Below are 16,742 nucleotides of genomic sequence, written 5' to 3' on the forward strand. Positions count from 1 at the left end.
AATCGGCGATCGGTGTGTACTGGCGACCATCAATATGCCATCGGCGGCGGCCACGATCTTGCTCGCCGCCCAATGAAGCCATTTAAGTGCCGGCCGTACCGCTCAGAGCTGCGCGGCGACGTCGTCCACGGTGAGCGCGGTGGCGAACTGCAAGACCGCCGCGGGATCCGACAGCGACACCCGGCACAGCGTCTCGGCCCGCTGCAGCCGTTGGGTCAGCGTGTTCGGATGGATGTGCAGCACCGCGGCGCCCCGCTTGCGGTCCTGGTTGCAGGCCAGGTAGGTGCGGATGGTGTGCACCAATTCGGTCCCGTGGGTCCGGTCGTAGTCACGCAGCGGTCCGAGTGTGCGGGCCGCGAAGGCGCTGAGCAGAGTGGGGTCGTCCAATTGCAGGAGCAACCCGGCGACGCCCAGATCCTCCAGCGCCACCACGCCGTCGCAGCGGTCCGCGGCCACCGCGATGGTCAGCGCACCCTTGATGCTGCGGAAGGTCTCGGCGTAGGTTCCGCGGCCGGGGGCGACGCCCGCCACGGTGACCTCGATCCCGTCGACACCGCCGACGATGGCGGCATGCACGGCCGCCGCGGTGGCCGCCGCGGACGCCTGCCCGTCCGATCCCGGCGGGCTCGCCCCCTGCGGCCACAGCACCACGATGTCGTCCCGGATGGATGCCGCCAACGGTCGCGGCCGGTGGTCGGCGGCCAAGTCGGTGACGCGCCCGAAGATGCGCTCGCGCAGTAATTTCGGAGACCGGCCCGGTAACCGGTTGATCCGCGCGACGATGACATGGTGCGGTTGACTCAGGTCGTGCCCGAGCAGTTGGGCACGGCGCAACACCGCGTCGGGAAGCTCGGCGGCCTCGCTGAGCACCTCGGAGAGCAGTTCGCCGCGCAGCCGCTGTTCCACCTCGGCGGCGGTGCGCGCCCGCAGCAACTCCAGCGATACGACCATCGAGGCGTGCTCGACGGCGCGTACGGTCATCGGGTCCGGTTCGCTCGTGCCGTCGGGAAACCAGATGCGGGCCACCAGCTCTCCGTCGAGCTTGGGTGAGGAGACGAAGAACTCACCGTCGCGGGCCCGGACCGGTCGCGACGATCCGGATTGCTCCGGCACCCGGTCGACGCGCTGCCGACTGTCCGGTAGCAACGTGAGCTCCCCTGCGGTGGCGAGAATTTCGTGCAGCGGGTCCTCGATCAGGACAGGCCGGCCGATGAGATCGGACAGCGCCGCGGCGACCCCGGCGAGTCCACCCGAGCGCAGGGTCACCGCCAGCAGGCTGTTGTGGATCTCCTCCGATCGCGCCAACGCGTCGCGCTGCTCGCGTAATTCGGTGTTCAGCCTGCGCAGCTGGTCCAGCCGGTCGGCCGAGGTGAGGGCGATCGCCGCGTGGTTGGCCAGCAGGGTCATCCGTTCGATCTCGAACGGGGTGAAGGTGTGCACCGGCATGAAGTAGCCGTTGAGCGTGCCCAGCGTACGACCGCCGGCGATCAGCGGCACGCTGATCAGCGCCCGGTAGCCCTGCTCCTGCGCCGCGCCACCCCATGGCGTGAACTCCGGGTCGGCGGTGATGTCGCGGATGGTGACCGACCGGGAGCTGTGGAACGCGCGGGTCGACGGGGCTCCGCCGTCGAGCCGGATGGGCCGGTCGCCGTTGACCCGCTGCACGTAGTCCTCGGACAGCCCGCTCCACCCGGCGACCACGAGCCGGGTGCGCTCGGGGCCGGGTATCAGCACCCCGCAGAAGTCGAATCCGAGCAGCGCCCGCGCCGTCGTCGCGACCTGGCCGAGCAGTTCAGCCAGGCCGGCTGCCGAGGTCGCGGCCGCACTGAGCTCCCGCATGGCACCGAGCCAGGTCGACAACTCGGCGCCCGGTCGTCCGCCGGCACCGCCCGATTCCGATGTGGTCACCGGCCCAGCATGCCACGGTCATGTACAGCGCCACATAGAGATCGGCTTCTTATGGTCATTTCGACATTGTCTCGGTCACGGTGCGTGACGACACTCATAACCACGCCGAGCAGAAGGACACACCACATGACCAGCAGCACCGACGCCGCACCCGTCATCACCCAACCACCGGCCGCGGACGTCCGGGAGATCATCGATCCCGCCACCGCGACGGTGATCACCACCGTCGCCGAGATGGGCGCCGCTGAGGTCGACGCCGCCGTGGCCACCGCCAAGGCCGCCTTCGCCGCCGGCGTGTGGGCCGATATGCCGCGCAGCGAGCGCGCCCGGCTGCTGCTGCGGATCGCCGACGCCATCGAGGAGCACGCCGAGCGGCTCTACACCCTGGAGGCCCGCAACAACGGCCGCCCCATCACCGAGACCAGGGCTCAGTTGTCCCGCGTTCCAGAATGGTTCCGCTACAACGCCGGACTGCTTGCTGCACAACGCAACTCGGTGCTGCCAGGGGACGGTCCGTATCTGACCTACCAGCAGCGGCTGCCACTGGGGGTATGCGGCATCATCACCCCGTTCAACCATCCGCTGCTGATCCTGGCCCGCAGCCTGTCCGCCGCGCTGGCCAACGGCAACACCGTGGTGGTCAAACCGTCCGAACTCACCCCGCTGACCACCCTCGCGCTGGCCGACATCCTTGCCCGCGCCGGCGTTCCGGCCGGCGTGGTGAACGTGGTGACCGGCGGCCGGGAGGCCGGCATCCGGTTGACCGAGCATCCGGACGTCGCCAAGATCACGCTGACCGGCGGCACCGAGGCGGGCCGGTCGGCCGCCGTGGCCACCGCGTCTCGATTCGCCCGGGTGACAGCAGAATTGGGTGGCAAGACCCCGGTGATCGTCTTCGACGACGTCGATGCGGTCAGTGCCGCCGAAGGCGCCGCCTTCGCCGCATTCGTGGCCGCGGGGCAGTCCTGCGTGGCCGGTTCACGGTTTCTGGTGCACCGCAACATCTATGACGCGTTCGTCGCGGCGCTGGTGCAGCGGGCCCAGGCCATCGTGGTCGGCGACCCCGGCAGCCCGGACACCCAGATGGGCCCGCTCATCAGCGCCCGGCAGCGCGACAAGGTGCGCCACCTGATCCAGACCGGCGTCGACGAAGGTGCCCGCCTGGCAGCCGGTGGCACACCTCCCGACCTGCCCGCAGATATGCGCGACGGATTCTTCCTGGCCCCGACCGTGCTCTCGGAGGCCTCCATGACCATGACCGTCGCCCGCCAGGAGATCTTCGGCCCGGTGGCCGTGGTCATCCCGTTCGACACCGAGGCCGAGGCCGTCGCGATGGCCAACGACAACGAGTTCGGGCTCGGCGCCGGGGTGTGGACCCTGGATGTGGCGCGCGCCCACCGCGTCGCGGCGCGGATCACCGCAGGCATGGTGTGGGTCAACGACCATCACCGGCTGGAACCGTCGCTGCCCTGGGGCGGGGTCAAGGAATCCGGCACCGGAAAGGACGCGGGCACCGAGTCCTTCGACGACTTCTCGTGGATCAAGACCGTCGTGGTGCGCACCGCCGCCGAACCCGTCGACTGGTACGGCAACTTCGGCCAGCGTCGCCTCAACTGACCCCGACTCCTCGAGAAAGGCTTTTCCGTGAACCACAACACGTCCCGTGCGTCGGCCGGCCCCGGCTGGCGGCACGAGATCACCCGCGTGCAATGGCTGGTGCTGGCCGGTACCACCCTGGGCTGGGGCCTCGACGGCTTCGCAGGCAGCCTTTACGTGCTGGTCCTCGGGCCCACCATGACCGAACTGCTCCCGCACAGCGGGGTCGCGGTGTCCTCGTCGTCGATCGGCCTGTACGGCGGTCTGACCGTGGCGCTGTTCCTGCTCGGCTGGGCCGTCGGCGGCATCATGTTCGGGATGTTGGCCGACTACTTCGGCCGCACCCGGGTGCTGTCGGTGGGCATCCTCACCTACGCCGTGTTCAGCGCCCTGGCCGCCTTCGCCGACACCTGGTGGCAGCTGGGCATCTTGCGCTTCATCGCCGGGGTCGGGTCGGGCGTCGAGGCGCCGGTGGGTGCCGCGCTGATCGCCGAGACCTGGCGCAACCGCTACCGCGCCCGCGCCGGCGGGGTGATGATGGCCGGCTATGCCGGCGGGTTCTTCGCCGCCGCGGCGGTGTACGCGCTGCTGGGCGATCACGGGTGGCGCTTCATGATGCTGCTGGCCGGCCTGCCCGCGCTGCTGGTGTGGTTCATCCGCCGCTACGTCCCGGAACCGCCGGAGATCAACGCCGGCATGCACGCCCGCAGGCAGCGCAAGGCCGCGGGCACCCGCGAACAGTTCGTGCTGCGCCGCCTCATCGCGCCGCCGCTGCGCCGGCCGATGCTCGTGTGCACGGCGCTGGCGTCCGGCGCCCTGCTGGCCTTCTGGAGCGTGTCCACCTGGTACCCGCAGATCATCCGTCAGATCAGCGCCGATGAGGCTGTGCCGCAAGCGGTCACCGACCACCGGGTGGCGGTCACGGCCATGCTGTTCAACGCCGGCGGCATCATCGGCTATGCCACCTGGGGTTTCATCGCCGACGCCATCGGGCGGCGCCGGACCTTCCTGATGAGCTTCGTCGTGTCCGCCGCCTCGATCGCCTGGACCTTCCCCTTCGACCGCGGGTACACCGAATTCCTGTTCGCCATGCCGTTGTTGGGATTTGGCTTGTTCGGCGCGCTGTCGGGCACGTTCATCTACGGACCCGAGGTGTTCCCGCCCAGCGTGCGGGCCACCGCACTGGCGGTCTCCAACAGCGTCGGACGGTTCGTCACCGCACTGGGACCGCTGGGCGCCGGCGTCATCGCCACCTCCTGGTTCGGCGGCGATCTCGGCGTGGCCACCGCCGCCGTGGCGGCCCTCGGCCTGATCGCGGTGGTGGGCCTGGCCTTCGCCGCCGAGACCCGCGGCGAGCCGTTACCCACCGACAGCCATTTCCAGCCCGTCACCTCTACCGAAAAGAGCCACTCATGAGCGATCACGCAGGCGCGTCGGCGATCGTCGTCGGCGGATCCATCGGCGGGCTCACCGCGGCCCTGCTGCTACGCGACCTCGGCTTCACCGTCGATGTCTACGAACGCACCCCCGGCCCGCTGGACGGCCGCGGCGGAGGCATCGTGCTGCAGCCCGATACCGTGCGCTGGTTCACCGAGCGCAGCAGTCAGGATCTCGACGACCTGCACACCGCCACCTCGCATGTGCAGTATCTCGACGCCGACGGCAGCATCGCCCACCGCGAGCCGGCGCGCTGGACCTACACCTCCTGGGGCACCTTCTACCGGGCGCTGCTGGCCGACTTCGGCTCCGAGCGCTATCACTACGGCGAGTACGCCTGCGGCTTCGGCCAGGACGACGAACGCGCCACCGTGCGCTTCGTCAGCGGCCGCACCGCCTCCGCCGATCTGGTGGTGTTCGCCGACGGCATCACCTCGGCGGCACGGCAGCGTTTCGACCCGAGTGCCGAACTCACCTATTCCGGGTACGTCGGTTGGCGCGGCACGGTGCCACAGTCGGCGCTGACCGAGGCCACCCGCGCAACACTGCACGACGCGATCACCTATGACGTGGTCCCGAACTCACACATCACCATGTACCCGATCCCCGGCGAGGAGGGGCTCGACGAGGCACACCGGCTGATCAACTATGTCTGGTACCGCAATGCCCCGGCCGGTCCCGACCTCAGCGAGATGCTGATCGACAAGCGTGGGTTCACCGGTTCGGTGTCGATCCACCCGGGCCAGGTACAGGACCGCTACATCGACGAAATGCGCCGCGCGGCAACAGATCTGTTCGCTCCGGCCGTCGCCGAGGTGGTGGTGCGCACCGAGACCCCCTACATCCAGGTGCTCTGCGATGTCCGGTCCACCCGGATGGCGCTGGGGCGGGTGGCGCTGATCGGCGACGCGGCATGTGCGTCGCGGCCGCACGCGGCTGCCGGCACGGCCAAGGCGGCCGCCGACGCCTGGACCCTGGCCACCGCCCTGGCCGAGACCGTCGGCGACATCCCCTCGGCACTGGCCAAATGGGAACCCGCGCAACTACAGCTCAGTGACTCCCTGCTGCGGCGCGTGGTCGCCATGGGCGAACGATCCCAATTCCACAACACCTGGGATCCCCGGGACCCCGATCTGCGCTTCGGCCTCTACGGCCCCGGCATCTGAATCTCCTCACGAAAGGCACACCCGATGACCGACAACAACTTTCTGACCGATCTTCCGCTCGCCGGTGAACTGGTCGCCGAAGATTTCGACACCTGGCCGGACTGGCTGAAGACCGAGTTCGAGGAGCACTCCCACGACGGTGCCGTCGGATCCCGGCTGCTCAGCGAGAACGACCGGGTGCGGGTCTGGGAGATCCGGCTGGCGCCGGGGGAACGCTGGCACGCCCACCGGCACGTGCTGGATTACTTCTGGACTGCGGTCAACGCCGGGCGCAGCCGTCAGCACACCCACGACGGCACGGTGCGGGAGGTCGCCTACGACGCCGGCGAGACCCGCCACTTCCACTTCGGCCCCGGCGAATACCTGCTGCACGATATCGAGAACATCGGTGACGGCGAGCTGGTATTCACGACGGTGGAGCACCTCGACAGCGCCAACGCGCCACTCCCGCTGCGCTGAGACGGCGGACTTGACCATACGCTTGTCCGTTCAATGTATGGTCGAGTGTCATGAGCGGAGTGACCTTCAACCTGTCATCGGTCTTCGGTACCGTGGCCCGGGCGATCGGCGACCAGACGTTCGTCGTCTGGCGGGATCGCAGACTCAGCTATGCCGATGTCGACACCCGGGTCGACGGGTTCGCCCACTTCCTGGCCGCCCAGGGATTGGGCGCCCACACCGAGCGCGCTGCGCTGGCCGGCCACGAGTCCGGTCAGGACCATCTCGGCATCTATCTGCGCAACGGCAATGAGTACCTGGAGTCGATGATCGGCGCCTATCGCGCCCGCGTCGCACCGTTCAACGTCAGTTACCGCTACGTCGAGGAAGAGTTGGTCTACCTGCTCAACGACTCGAAGGCGCGGGCGCTGGTCTACAACGCCGAGTTCGCACCGCGGGTCGCCGCGATCCGGGACCGGGTACCGCATCTGCAGGTGCTCATCCAGGTCGCCGACGACACCGGCCACGACCTGCTGCCCGGCGCGGTCGACTACGAGGCCGCGCTGGCGACCCCCGCCCCGGCCGGCGGACTGCCCGAGCCCTCCGGCGACGATCTCTACATCCTCTACACCGGCGGCACCACCGGCATGCCCAAGGGTGTGCTCTGGCGCCAGCACGACATCTTCCTGTCCTCGATGGGCGGCCGGCCGTTCGGCAGCGATCAGCCGCTGGCCTCCTATGACGAGCTGGCCGCCAAGGCCCGCGCCGGCGCGGGCGCCCTGGCCATGCTGATGATCCCGCCGTTCATGCACGGCGCCGCGCAATGGGCTGCCTACAACGCGATCACCATGGGCGGGCGGCTGGTCATCCCCGACGACGTCGAGCGGTTGCGACCCGCCGAGGTGCTCCGCCTGGCCGAACGCGAACGCGTACTGACCATTCCGGTGGTCGGCGATGCGGTCGCCCGGCCGCTCGTCGAGGAGATCGAGCGTGGTGACTACGACCTGTCCGGTTTGTTCACCATCACCAACGGCGGGGCCGCGCTGTCACCGACGGTGCGCGCACGCATCCTCGCCGCGCTCCCCCACGTGACGCTGCTCGACGCGGTCGGCGCCTCCGAATCCGGGGCGCAGCTCAGCACGTTCTCGACCGCCGGTGGCGAGACGACGCCCGCCGTGTTCGACGCCCAGTCCGACACCGCCGTGGTCGCCGAGGACCTCTCACGGGTGCTGACCCCGGGCGAGGGCGGCGGTTGGCTGGCGCGCCGGGATCTGATCCCGCTGGGGTACCTGGGCGATGCGGCCAAGACCGCCCGCACCTTCCCGACCATCGACGGGGTGCGCTGGTCGGTGCCGGGCGACCGGGCAAACGTGTTGGCCGACGGCAGGATTCACCTACTCGGCCGGGACTCGGTCACCATCAACTCCGGCGGGGAGAAGATCTTCGTCGAAGAGGTCGAACGCGCCATCGCCGCACACCCGGCCGTCTACGACGTCGTGGTGGTCGGGCGGCCCTCGGAACGGTGGGGCTCAGAGGTGGTGGCCGTGGTGCAACTGGCCGAGGGCGCCGAGGCCGACGACGACGATCTCGCCGCGGTGTGCGGGCAGTCGGTGGCCCGCTACAAGGTTCCCAAGGCCTTCATCCGGCATCCCAAGATCCAGCGTTCACCGGCCGGTAAGGCCGACTACCGGTGGGCCAAGGCAGTCGCCACCGGTGAGGTACTGCCCGCCGGCTGATCGGACACCGCGGCTCATTCCAGGGTGGCGTAGAGGTAGACGATGTCGCCGAAGGACGCCGACGCCGCACTGGTCGGCGCCAGCCCGTACTCGACGAACAGATCCGAACTCTGCCGCAGCGACACCGCCCAGCCGGTGTCGGACAGGTGCGTCGCGGCGGGCGTGCGGTCGCCCGCGTAGAACAGTTCGGCGACGTCGACCTCCTCGACGAGGTCCAGACCCTGCTCGCGCCACTCCTGCTGGGTCGCGCGCATCCGCTCGCTCATTTCCTGCAGTTCCTCGGCGGTGATGGTCGACGTGTTCTCGGTGGCGAGCCGGCTGCCGGGAGCACTGAGTGCAGTGACGTTGTCCAACAACCGATCCTGTGCCTCGGGCGGAAGGTAGATCAGCAGTCCCTCGGCCAGCCACGCCGTCGGGCGCCCGGGATCGAATCCACCGCGGCGCAGTGCGGCCGGCCAGTCGTCGCGCAGATCGACGCCGATCGCCTCGTGCCGCGGGACGGGAAGCGCGCCCAGGTCGGCCAGGGTGCGGGTCTTGAGGTCGATGACCTCGGACTTGTCCAGCTCGAAGACCGTGGCGTCCGCGGGCCAGGGCAATCGGTACGCGCGGGCGTCCAGCCCGGAGGCCAGGATGACGAACTGACGGATACCCGCCCCGAGCGCGTCGATGACGAACTCGTCGAACCACCGGGTGCGGACGGCGATACCATCGGCCATCCGTAGTGCATCGGCCGGCCCGTCGCCGTCGAATTCACCTCGTGCATGGCGGGTATAGGTCGGTACGCCGACCGCGGCGACCAAAGGCTCGGCGTAGGGGTCATCGATCTGCGCGACGCCGGTGCGGGTCGCGATGGCCCGCTGCATGGCGACCACGGTGGCGGTCACGCCCACGCTGCTGGTCAGATCCCAGGTGTCATCATCGGCTCGTCCCATAGTTAGACAGCCTACGCTTCATCGCGCAGATGCCACCGGCTCAGTCGTCGGGGGCCCCGACGCTCGACATCACCAGTTGCAGGAAGGTCCGGTACAGATCCTCGCCGTCCAGATGGCTGGCCAGCGTCACCCCGTCGTTGGTCGCCAAGATCACCCGGGCCAGCGACTCCGCCGGCACGATCAACGAACCACCAAGCCGGGCAACACCCTTGGAGATGTACTCGGCCAGTGAGCGGACCGTTTCCCGACGCTGGGCCGCCACCCGCTCGCGTGCTGCCGGGTTGCGCAGCAGGAACAGGGTGAACTCGTAGTTGAGCGCGGCGGCCTGCTGGGCGTCGGTACCACTGAGCAGTCGCCAACGGTCGGCGAAGCCGTCCACCTCGATATCGGCGAACCGGTCGAAAGAGGCCATCACATCGGCGAACCCGTCCAGGAACCGCTGCCGATGCCGCTCGATCACCGCGAGGAAGAGTTCGTCCTTGCCGCCGAACTGCGCATAGATGGCACCCCGGGTGTAGCCGGCGGCCTCGGCGATGTCCTCCAGCGAACCGGCATAACCACGCCTGGCGAAGATCTCCTCGGCCGCATCGAGCAGCACCGTGCGGGTCTGCTCCATGCGCCGCTGCTTGGTCCATCGCTCAGCCATCGCCATATTCTCCCAAATTCGAGCGTCAGATACATCCTTGTATCTGAAAACCACTTATGTATTATCGTGACTGCCGTCACAGCCCGACGCGCTTCGCCTGAAGGGAACCCGATGTCTGTCGATTCCGCACGATCCGCCCGGCCCGGTGACTGGGTCGACACCCAGGGGCTGACCCCCGATGCGGCGAGCGCGTTGTTCCGGATGCAGATCCCCACCGACCGCTACACGTCACCGGAGTTCGTGGCCCGCGAACGGCAGGCCATCTGGATGCGGGTGTGGCAGGTCATCGGGCGCGAGGACGAATTCGCCGCCGCGGGCGCCTTCAAGGAGTACCGGATCTTCGATCAGTCCTTCGTCGTGATGCGTGGAAAGGACGGCGGGTTGCGCGGATTCGTCAACGCCTGCCGGCATCGCGGTAATCCGCTGTTCACCGGACAGGGGCAGGCCAAGCAGCGGATCGTCTGCCAGTACCACCTGTGGTCCTATGACCAACAGGGTGCCCTGCGTGGTTGTTCGAAGCCCGAGATCGACAAGGACGCCTACGGTCTGCTCGAGGTGGGGGTGGACACGTTCGCCGGTTTCGTCTTCCTCAACCCCGACCCGGATGCCGCGCCACTGCGAGAGTTTCTGGGCGAGGACGTCATTCGCATCCTGGAGCCCTACCACCTGGACCAGATGACCACGGTGCTCGATGTCCGCGAGGCGCTGGACTGCAACTGGAAGGTGGTGATGGACGCGTTCGAGGAGGGCTATCACGTCTCGGGCATCCACCCCCAACTGCTGCGGGTGTTGGTCATCGACCCGACCAAGACCAGATACCGATTCCTGGACAGGCACAGTGTCGCCGTGGCACCGTTCGAAGTCGCCCATGTCGAGGGCATGGGTCCGGACAAACAGGTCGAGGGCATCATGGAGCTGCCGGAGACCTTCCCCGGTGTCGTCCGGGTGCTCCCCCGGTTCACCGAACTGGTCGACGGCCACCGCAGCGCCGATGGCACCCTGACCTTCCCCGAGGGCGTCACCGGACGCACACTGCTGCAGCAGGCCACCCGCGACACCCTGTCCCGCGACGGTCTGGACGTCGACGGACTGACCGACGCACAGATGAGCGACAACCACGGCTGGGTGCTGTTCCCCAACTTCTTCATGACCATCCGCGCCGGCGAGGCCACCGTCATCATGTCCACCCCGCACCCCGACGGTGACCCCAACCGGTGCATCTGGCACATCACCAGCTTCATGTGGTTGCCCCCGGAGCACCGCACCGCGTTCGCCGCCGAGCTGGTCGACGTGCAGGAACCGGGCAGCTTCAAGTATTTCGAAGCGTTGCAACAGGATTACGAGCAGATGCCGCGCCAGCAGATCGGCCTGCGCAACGATCGCCTGGACCATATGGCACTGGTCAACGAGGAGGTGGTGATCGCGCATTACCACTCGGTGATCGACCGCTACCTGGCCACCGTCTGATGCCCGAGCTCGCCGAGATACTCACCGCGCACACCGGCCGCAGCCGCACCGTGCTGCAGTACGCCGCGACCACCGGGCGACTGGTCACCGAAGCCAAGGGCGTGGACTTCGGCACCGAGTCCTGGGCACCGCTGGCCGACCTCGTCGACACCGAGAACTTCCTGCGGGTCGGGGCGTTCAAGGAGGAGATGGACTGGGCCGGTTACGTCGAGTTCCTGACCGGCTGGGCCACCACCTCGGAGTGGGAGTGCACCTTCAAGCGGATCACCGAACACAATGATCTGGTGTTCCTGGAACTGGAAGAGCGCAGTGCGGTCGGCGATTTCCGCAGTGTGGTGAACTCGCTGTCGGTCTACGCATTCAACGAACAGGGCCGCATCCGTCGCCTCGACCTGTACCTGCAGATGGCGCTGCCGGCATGACCGACGAACAGCGGATGCCGCCCCTGACCGCCGACCAGTGGGGAGATGCCGAGTACGCCGCGTTCGGCGCCCTGCTCGGCCTCCCGGGCGACAAGGTGCCCAGAGCCGGCTCGGGAGACCACTACGATCCGCTGAACTTCGACATCATCGGCATGCTGGCTCATCACCCGGAGATGGCGCGGATGTTCCTGCGCTTCAACGGCTTCCTGCTACAGCGCGGGGAGCTGCCCGCACGGCTGCGTGAGCTGACCATCCTGCGGGTGGCCCATCGGCACCGCTCGGCCTTCGAATGGGGTCAGCACGTCCGCCTCGGCGCCGCCGTCGGTGTCACCGATGCCGATGTCGCCGCGCTCGCCGAGGGCAATACCGGGTTCACCGGCACCGACCGTTCGGTGCTCGACGCCGTCGACGAATTGATCGCGAACGGAAGAGCCGACTGGTCCACCTGGCAACGACTCGTCGACGAGCTCGGCGAACACGCCGCGATGGAACTGATCTTTCTCGTCGGCACCTACACCCTGACCGCAATGGCGTTCGGCACCTGGGGCCTGGCGCCCCAACCCGGCAGCGCCGCACTACCGGAGGAGAAGAGAGGCCATGAAGCTTGAGGACCGGATCGCCAAACACCGCCGGATGGCCGAGAGCTACCGCGACAAGTACGTCCTGCAGAAGGTCGCCGAGGGCGAGACCTACGACGAGTGGGAGTTCACCGACGACGCGGTCTACACCTCACCGTATTTCGTCGCCGAGCAGGAACTGGTCCTCAAGGATGTCGCCACCCACTGGGATACCGCGGCGACCGTGGAGGCCAAGGCCTACGGCATCACCTTCCCGGACTGGAGACCCGTCGACTACAAGGTGTGGCCGGCCGAGAACGGTTTCGTGATGCGCTACCGCTGGCAGGGCACCAATGTCCACGACGGCACGGTCATGGGCTTCTACTCCATCAGCTTCGTCGACACCAATGACGACGGACAGATCACGCACTGGTCGACCTACGTCAACGACGAGGAGTACGGGCCGTTCCTGGAGGCCGCGATCGGCGCGCGTGGCCCGTTCCACGGGGACGGGTACATGCAGGCGCTGGCCGCGCATTTCGAGAAGCACGGCCTGAGTTTCTGACCTGACAAATACTCGGTTTCCGGACCCCGCCGATCGTCAGGTGGCCTGCGCTCTCAGGTGCTAGGTTTCTCCCCGAACGCGGTCGAGACGGGGGTGCGTGATGGCACATCAGGAGCAGGACTGGTCCAAGCCGGCAGCGCTGGCGATCCCGCCCGAGGGCTACTTCGTCGAAGAGCGCGGCCGCTACGGTCCGATCTTCCCGCGGACGCCGGCCTGCCACGGCTTCTCCATCATCGCCAAGGTGAAGGAGGGCCGCGAGGCGGCGGTGCGCGCCTACGGCAAACAGATCGAGGACACCATCCAAGCCAGCCCCGAAGCACTGGCACCGCTGCGCCTGCATTACCTGCGCTGGAACCTCTTCGACGTCGGATCGGGCCTGCACTTCCAGTACATGGGCATCTTCGACACCGACTTCGACAAGTACACCGAGGACGCCGTGCAGCTGTTCAGCGCCACCGGCATCACCACCGTGTTCACCAACCTCGAGGGTTTCCCCGAGGATTGGAAGGAGAATCCGGACTCGTTCATCAAATTCGTGCGGGAACATCAGGTGCCCAGCTTCCTGGAGTACGGCGAGTACCCCTACGTCACCGCCGACGAGATCAAGAAGGCCCTGCGGCTCAAGGCGGCGTTCTCCGACATGCTGGATCAGATGCAGTGAACACGACGCCGCTGGCCGCGGTGCAGACCTACCTCGACGCCTTCAATGCCGGTGACGCCCAGGCGATGTCGGCCGCCTTCGTGCCCGACGGATCGATCCTGGACGGGATGGCACCGCACGTGTGGACCGGGCCGACCGCGGTGACCGACTGGTACCGCGACGTGATGGCCGAGAGCGCCCACCTCGGCGCGTCGAACTACCACGTGACACTCGGCGAACCGCTGCACAACGACATCGGTGACGACAGCGCCTACATCGTCGCCCCGGCCACCATGACATTCGATCTCAACGGCACCGCGCGCACCCAGTCCGGTGCGGTGTTCACCCTGGCGCTGCGCCGCCTCGCCGACGGCTGGCGGGTGGCGGCCTGGGCGTGGGCCAAGGGCGCACCCCGCGAGTGAGGGAGCACACCGTGCTCGAGTTGGACGATATCCAGCACATCCTGCTGACCCGCACACCCGCCATCACGGGCCGCTACGAGTTCCTGACCTTCGACACCCCAGCCGGCGGCCGCGCCTGGCTCACCGAACTGCTCGACAAGACCCAGTCGGCGACGGAGGCCGTCGCCACCATGGACGAGTCCGACCGCTGGGTGACGCTGGCCTTCACCTGGACGGGGTTACGCGCCCTCGGGGTCCCCGAAGACTCGCTGGCCACCTTTCCCGCCGAATTCCGCGAGGGCATGGCCGCGCGGGCGAGCATCCTCGGTGACACCGGCGGCAACGCCCCCGAGCACTGGGTGGGCGGCCTGGCCGGTGCCGACCTGCACGCCATCGCGATCCTGTTCGCCCGCACAGATGAGCAGTGCGCCATGTCGATTGCGGCACACGACGAACTGCTCGCCCGCACCGCCGGTGTGCGCAGCCTGTCCCATCTCGACCTGAATGCCACCCCGCCGTTCAACTACGCCCATGACCACTTCGGGTTCCGTGACCGGCTGTCCCAGCCGGTGATGAAGGGCTCGGGTGAGCAACCGACGCCGGGTTCGGGAGACCCGCTGGAACCCGGTGAGTTCATCCTCGGGTATCCCGACGAGAACGGGCCGGTGGCCGGTCTGCCGCAGCCGCAGGTGCTGTCACGCAACGGCAGCTATCTGGCGTATCGACGGCTCTACGAGGATGTGGCGCTGTTCCGCGACTATCTGCGGGAGAACGCCGATGGCGCCGAGGGCGAGGAACTGCTGGCGGCCAAGTTCATGGGTCGGTGGCGCAGTGGCGCTCCGCTGGTCCTCGCACCGGACAAAGATGATCCCGAGCTGGGCGCAGACCCGATGCGCAACAACGATTTCAACTACAAGGACGACGACCCGTTCGGCTATGCCTGCCCGCTGGGCTCCCACGCGCGCAGGCTCAACCCCCGCGACACCGCGCACTACATGAACCGGCGACGGATGATCAGGCGTGGCGCCACCTACGGCGAGGCACTGCCGGACGGCGCTCCCGATGACGGTGTCGACCGCGGTATCGCGGCGTTCATCATCTGCGCAGATCTGGTGCGTCAGTTCGAGTTCGCCCAGAACGTGTGGATCAACGACAAGACCTTCCACGAACTGGGCAACGAGCACGACCCGATCTGCGGCACCCAGGACGGCACCATGGACTTCACCGTGCCCAAGCGGCCGATCCGAAAGGTGCACAAGGGCATTCCCGCGTTCACCGCACTCAAGGGTGGCGCGTATTTCTTCCTGCCGGGTATCTCAGCCCTGCGGTATCTGACCGAGCTGACAGGCGAGGATCAGCCATGACCGGCGCCCGCACGTACAACCAGACCCACGTCCCCCGCCCGCACAACGGGCAGCGGCGGATCAGCATCTACTGGTCGTGGAGTTATCCCTGGGAGGCGCAACGTGATCCGGGGGCGATGGAGAACCGGTTCTCCACCATCACCGAGGTGCGCAACGCGCTGTGGCCGGCCTATGAGACACCCGAGTACGACGCCGCCCACTTCCTCCAGGGCATCGCGGGCACCTTGGAGCTCTTCCATCGGTCCACGCTGGCCTTCCAGGAGGTCGGCGAGGCCGCCACCGGGCACCCGGTGGCGGTCTTCCAGCGCATCGACCAGGCGGGCTACAAACTGCCCATCGATGAACGCATCCTCGACGACTGCGACACCCTGATGGTGTTCGGACTCGACCACCTGCTGGCGCAGGAGGAAGCGTCGGCGGCGGAGGTCGAGGCGTTGCGGCGCTGGTTGTCCCGCGAGGGCACCTGCCTGCTGATCGCGCCGCATCACGATGTCGGTGATACCGATGACTACGCACAGCGCCAGGTCGAGTACCTGCATCACGGGGACCCACTGGTCCCGCGCCAGCAGCGGTTCAGCCAGTACACCCGATCGCTTATCCGGGCGCTGGACGTCCCGATCCACAACAAGTGGGGTCTGCGACCCGCCGTCGTGCCCGGCACCAAGGACATCGCGCCGCTGGAGGGGCGACTCGACCTGGACGATCTGGGACTGCTCGCCGGTGTCAGCACGTTCAATTTCCACCCGCATCTACCGCACTACGAACTGACAGCGCCCGAGAGTGCAGCGCTGCGGGTGCTGGGCCGCCAACCGGTCGACGTGAACCGCCCGCACCCGTTCGTCGATGCGGGGAACGCGGCCTTCAATGCGCTGGTCTGGATGCCTCCCGAGGCTCAGCGGGCCGGCGATATCGTGCTGGTGGATTCCACGCACTTCACCACCCTGTTCGGCGGCACCGACAGCTTGCAGACCTTTTGGCGCAATCTCGCCACCATGCGGTGACTTCCCCGGGCGTCGACGTCAGGGCAGCGCGCCGAAGATCGGGTTGACGGGCAACGGCGCGGGCGCCGGTGGCGGGGGCGGCTCGACAGGCGCGGGTGCTGCTTCGGGTGCCGGGACGACCGTGGGTTCGGGGAGCGGCGGCGCGGCAGGTACCGGCGCAGGCGGTGCGAACAGCGGGAACGGAGCGGGCGGCACCACCGCCGGCGGGGCGGCGGGCAGCAGCGGGTCCGGCCCGGGTGCGGCCGGCGGGACCGAGGGGTCGGCGACATGCGGCACGGCTTCGGTGACCGCCTCGGGTGCGGTGACCACCTCGGGTGCGGTGACGACCTGGGGTTCGGCGACCACCGGGGCGGCGTCCGGCACGACCGGCGGGACCCACTGCGCGGTGGGCACGGTCTGCGCGACGGGATCCTCCACCGCGGGCGCGGCCTGCGGGACGGGCGCCGCCTGCGCCACCGGGGCGGCC

General features: G+C 68.2%; 16 protein-coding genes and 1 pseudogene. 13 read left to right on the forward strand and 4 right to left on the reverse strand.

Translation table 11 applies throughout. From position 1 onward, the window contains the following. Positions 1 to 102: 102 nt before the first annotated feature. The gene (locus BST17_RS20470; protein ID WP_109750226.1) at positions 103 to 1,908 is read right to left on the reverse strand and encodes a helix-turn-helix domain-containing protein; all 1,806 of its coding nucleotides are present in this window, start codon (positions 1,906 to 1,908) and stop codon (positions 103 to 105) included. Between the two features lie 126 nt (positions 1,909 to 2,034). On the opposite strand from BST17_RS20470, the gene BST17_RS20475 reads away from it, so the two are divergent. Genes BST17_RS20475 through BST17_RS20495 form a run of 5 tightly spaced genes read left to right on the forward strand, consistent with a single transcriptional unit; the run spans position 2,035 to position 8,281 of the window. Next, positions 2,035 to 3,525, forward strand: coding sequence for an aldehyde dehydrogenase (locus BST17_RS20475; protein WP_083060733.1), 1,491 nt, complete (start codon positions 2,035 to 2,037; stop codon positions 3,523 to 3,525). A 27-nt stretch (positions 3,526 to 3,552) separates the two neighbouring features. Then, on the forward strand, positions 3,553 to 4,920 hold the full coding sequence (locus BST17_RS20480; RefSeq protein ID WP_083060734.1) for an MFS transporter: 1,368 nt from the start codon (positions 3,553 to 3,555) through the stop codon (positions 4,918 to 4,920). Beyond that, positions 4,917 to 6,107 carry an FAD binding domain-containing protein gene (locus BST17_RS20485; RefSeq protein ID WP_083060735.1) on the forward strand — a complete coding sequence of 397 codons (1,191 nt, stop codon included), beginning with the start codon at positions 4,917 to 4,919 and terminating at the stop codon, positions 6,105 to 6,107. Before BST17_RS20480 ends, BST17_RS20485 begins: the two co-directional genes overlap by 4 nt. 24 nt (positions 6,108 to 6,131) lie before the next feature. Next, positions 6,132 to 6,566: a cupin domain-containing protein gene (locus BST17_RS20490; protein ID WP_083060736.1), complete on the forward strand. Its 435-nt coding sequence runs from the start codon at positions 6,132 to 6,134 to the stop codon at positions 6,564 to 6,566. Positions 6,567 to 6,616: 50 nt separating this feature from the next. Further along, positions 6,617 to 8,281 carry an acyl-CoA synthetase gene (locus BST17_RS20495; protein WP_083060737.1) on the forward strand — a complete coding sequence of 555 codons (1,665 nt, stop codon included), beginning with the start codon at positions 6,617 to 6,619 and terminating at the stop codon, positions 8,279 to 8,281. Positions 8,282 to 8,295: 14 nt separating this feature from the next. On the opposite strand, the gene BST17_RS20500 is transcribed toward BST17_RS20495, so the two are convergent. Together BST17_RS20500 and BST17_RS20505 are read right to left on the reverse strand one after the other, a co-directional pair. Further along, positions 8,296 to 9,213, reverse strand: coding sequence for an SAM-dependent methyltransferase (locus BST17_RS20500; protein WP_083060738.1), 918 nt, complete (start codon positions 9,211 to 9,213; stop codon positions 8,296 to 8,298). Positions 9,214 to 9,253: 40 nt separating this feature from the next. Beyond that, positions 9,254 to 9,859: a TetR/AcrR family transcriptional regulator gene (locus BST17_RS20505; protein WP_083060758.1), complete on the reverse strand. Its 606-nt coding sequence runs from the start codon at positions 9,857 to 9,859 to the stop codon at positions 9,254 to 9,256. Between the two features lie 111 nt (positions 9,860 to 9,970). Between BST17_RS20505 and BST17_RS20510 the strand changes: the two genes are divergently transcribed. From BST17_RS20510 to BST17_RS20545, 8 genes are all read left to right on the forward strand, one after another. Then, positions 9,971 to 11,326 carry an aromatic ring-hydroxylating oxygenase subunit alpha gene (locus BST17_RS20510; RefSeq protein WP_407937759.1) on the forward strand — a complete coding sequence of 452 codons (1,356 nt, stop codon included), beginning with the start codon at positions 9,971 to 9,973 and terminating at the stop codon, positions 11,324 to 11,326. Next, a complete protein-coding gene (locus BST17_RS20515) occupies positions 11,326 to 11,748 on the forward strand; it encodes a hypothetical protein (protein WP_083060739.1) in 423 nt (140 codons plus the stop codon). Before BST17_RS20510 ends, BST17_RS20515 begins: the two co-directional genes overlap by 1 nt. After that, the gene (locus BST17_RS20520; protein ID WP_083060740.1) at positions 11,745 to 12,356 is read left to right on the forward strand and encodes a carboxymuconolactone decarboxylase family protein; all 612 of its coding nucleotides are present in this window, start codon (positions 11,745 to 11,747) and stop codon (positions 12,354 to 12,356) included. Before BST17_RS20515 ends, BST17_RS20520 begins: the two co-directional genes overlap by 4 nt. Then, entirely contained in the window at positions 12,346 to 12,870 is a 525-nt protein-coding gene (locus BST17_RS20525) for a nuclear transport factor 2-like protein (RefSeq protein ID WP_083060741.1), read from the forward strand. Before BST17_RS20520 ends, BST17_RS20525 begins: the two co-directional genes overlap by 11 nt. Positions 12,871 to 12,970: 100 nt before the next feature. Next, a complete protein-coding gene (locus BST17_RS20530) occupies positions 12,971 to 13,531 on the forward strand; it encodes a hypothetical protein (protein ID WP_083060742.1) in 561 nt (186 codons plus the stop codon). Then, positions 13,528 to 13,932 (forward strand): YybH family protein, encoded by a 405-nt coding sequence (locus BST17_RS20535; protein ID WP_083060743.1) that lies wholly within the window; start codon positions 13,528 to 13,530, stop codon positions 13,930 to 13,932. Before BST17_RS20530 ends, BST17_RS20535 begins: the two co-directional genes overlap by 4 nt. An 11-nt stretch (positions 13,933 to 13,943) precedes the next feature. After that, positions 13,944 to 15,275 (forward strand): Dyp-type peroxidase, encoded by a 1,332-nt coding sequence (locus BST17_RS20540; protein ID WP_083060760.1) that lies wholly within the window; start codon positions 13,944 to 13,946, stop codon positions 15,273 to 15,275. Next, the gene (locus BST17_RS20545; RefSeq protein WP_083060744.1) at positions 15,272 to 16,276 is read left to right on the forward strand and encodes a hypothetical protein; all 1,005 of its coding nucleotides are present in this window, start codon (positions 15,272 to 15,274) and stop codon (positions 16,274 to 16,276) included. Before BST17_RS20540 ends, BST17_RS20545 begins: the two co-directional genes overlap by 4 nt. Positions 16,277 to 16,294: 18 nt before the next feature. Here BST17_RS20545 and BST17_RS29885 read toward each other — a convergent pair. Beyond that, positions 16,295 to 16,742 (reverse strand): annotated as a pseudogene (locus BST17_RS29885) (hypothetical protein); the annotation flags it as partial.

It is taken from the genome of Mycolicibacterium bacteremicum, assembly GCF_002086115.1.
GTDB classification, from domain to species: Bacteria; Actinomycetota; Actinomycetes; order Mycobacteriales; family Mycobacteriaceae; genus Mycobacterium; species Mycobacterium bacteremicum.

Coding starts and splice junctions, on each gene's coding strand:
- BST17_RS20530 (WP_083060742.1), top strand. CDS start 12,971: ATGGCACATCAGGAGCAGGACTGGTCCAAGCCGGCAGCGCTGGCGATC.
- BST17_RS20520 (WP_083060740.1), top strand. CDS start 11,745: ATGACCGACGAACAGCGGATGCCGCCCCTGACCGCCGACCAGTGGGGA.
- BST17_RS20510 (WP_407937759.1), top strand. CDS start 9,971: ATGTCTGTCGATTCCGCACGATCCGCCCGGCCCGGTGACTGGGTCGAC.
- BST17_RS20545 (WP_083060744.1), top strand. CDS start 15,272: ATGACCGGCGCCCGCACGTACAACCAGACCCACGTCCCCCGCCCGCAC.
- BST17_RS20475 (WP_083060733.1), top strand. CDS start 2,035: ATGACCAGCAGCACCGACGCCGCACCCGTCATCACCCAACCACCGGCC.
- BST17_RS20525 (WP_083060741.1), top strand. CDS start 12,346: ATGAAGCTTGAGGACCGGATCGCCAAACACCGCCGGATGGCCGAGAGC.
- BST17_RS20485 (WP_083060735.1), top strand. CDS start 4,917: ATGAGCGATCACGCAGGCGCGTCGGCGATCGTCGTCGGCGGATCCATC.
- BST17_RS20515 (WP_083060739.1), top strand. CDS start 11,326: ATGCCCGAGCTCGCCGAGATACTCACCGCGCACACCGGCCGCAGCCGC.
- BST17_RS20505 (WP_083060758.1), bottom strand. CDS start 9,859: ATGGCTGAGCGATGGACCAAGCAGCGGCGCATGGAGCAGACCCGCACG.
- BST17_RS20500 (WP_083060738.1), bottom strand. CDS start 9,213: ATGGGACGAGCCGATGATGACACCTGGGATCTGACCAGCAGCGTGGGC.
- BST17_RS20490 (WP_083060736.1), top strand. CDS start 6,132: ATGACCGACAACAACTTTCTGACCGATCTTCCGCTCGCCGGTGAACTG.
- BST17_RS20495 (WP_083060737.1), top strand. CDS start 6,617: ATGAGCGGAGTGACCTTCAACCTGTCATCGGTCTTCGGTACCGTGGCC.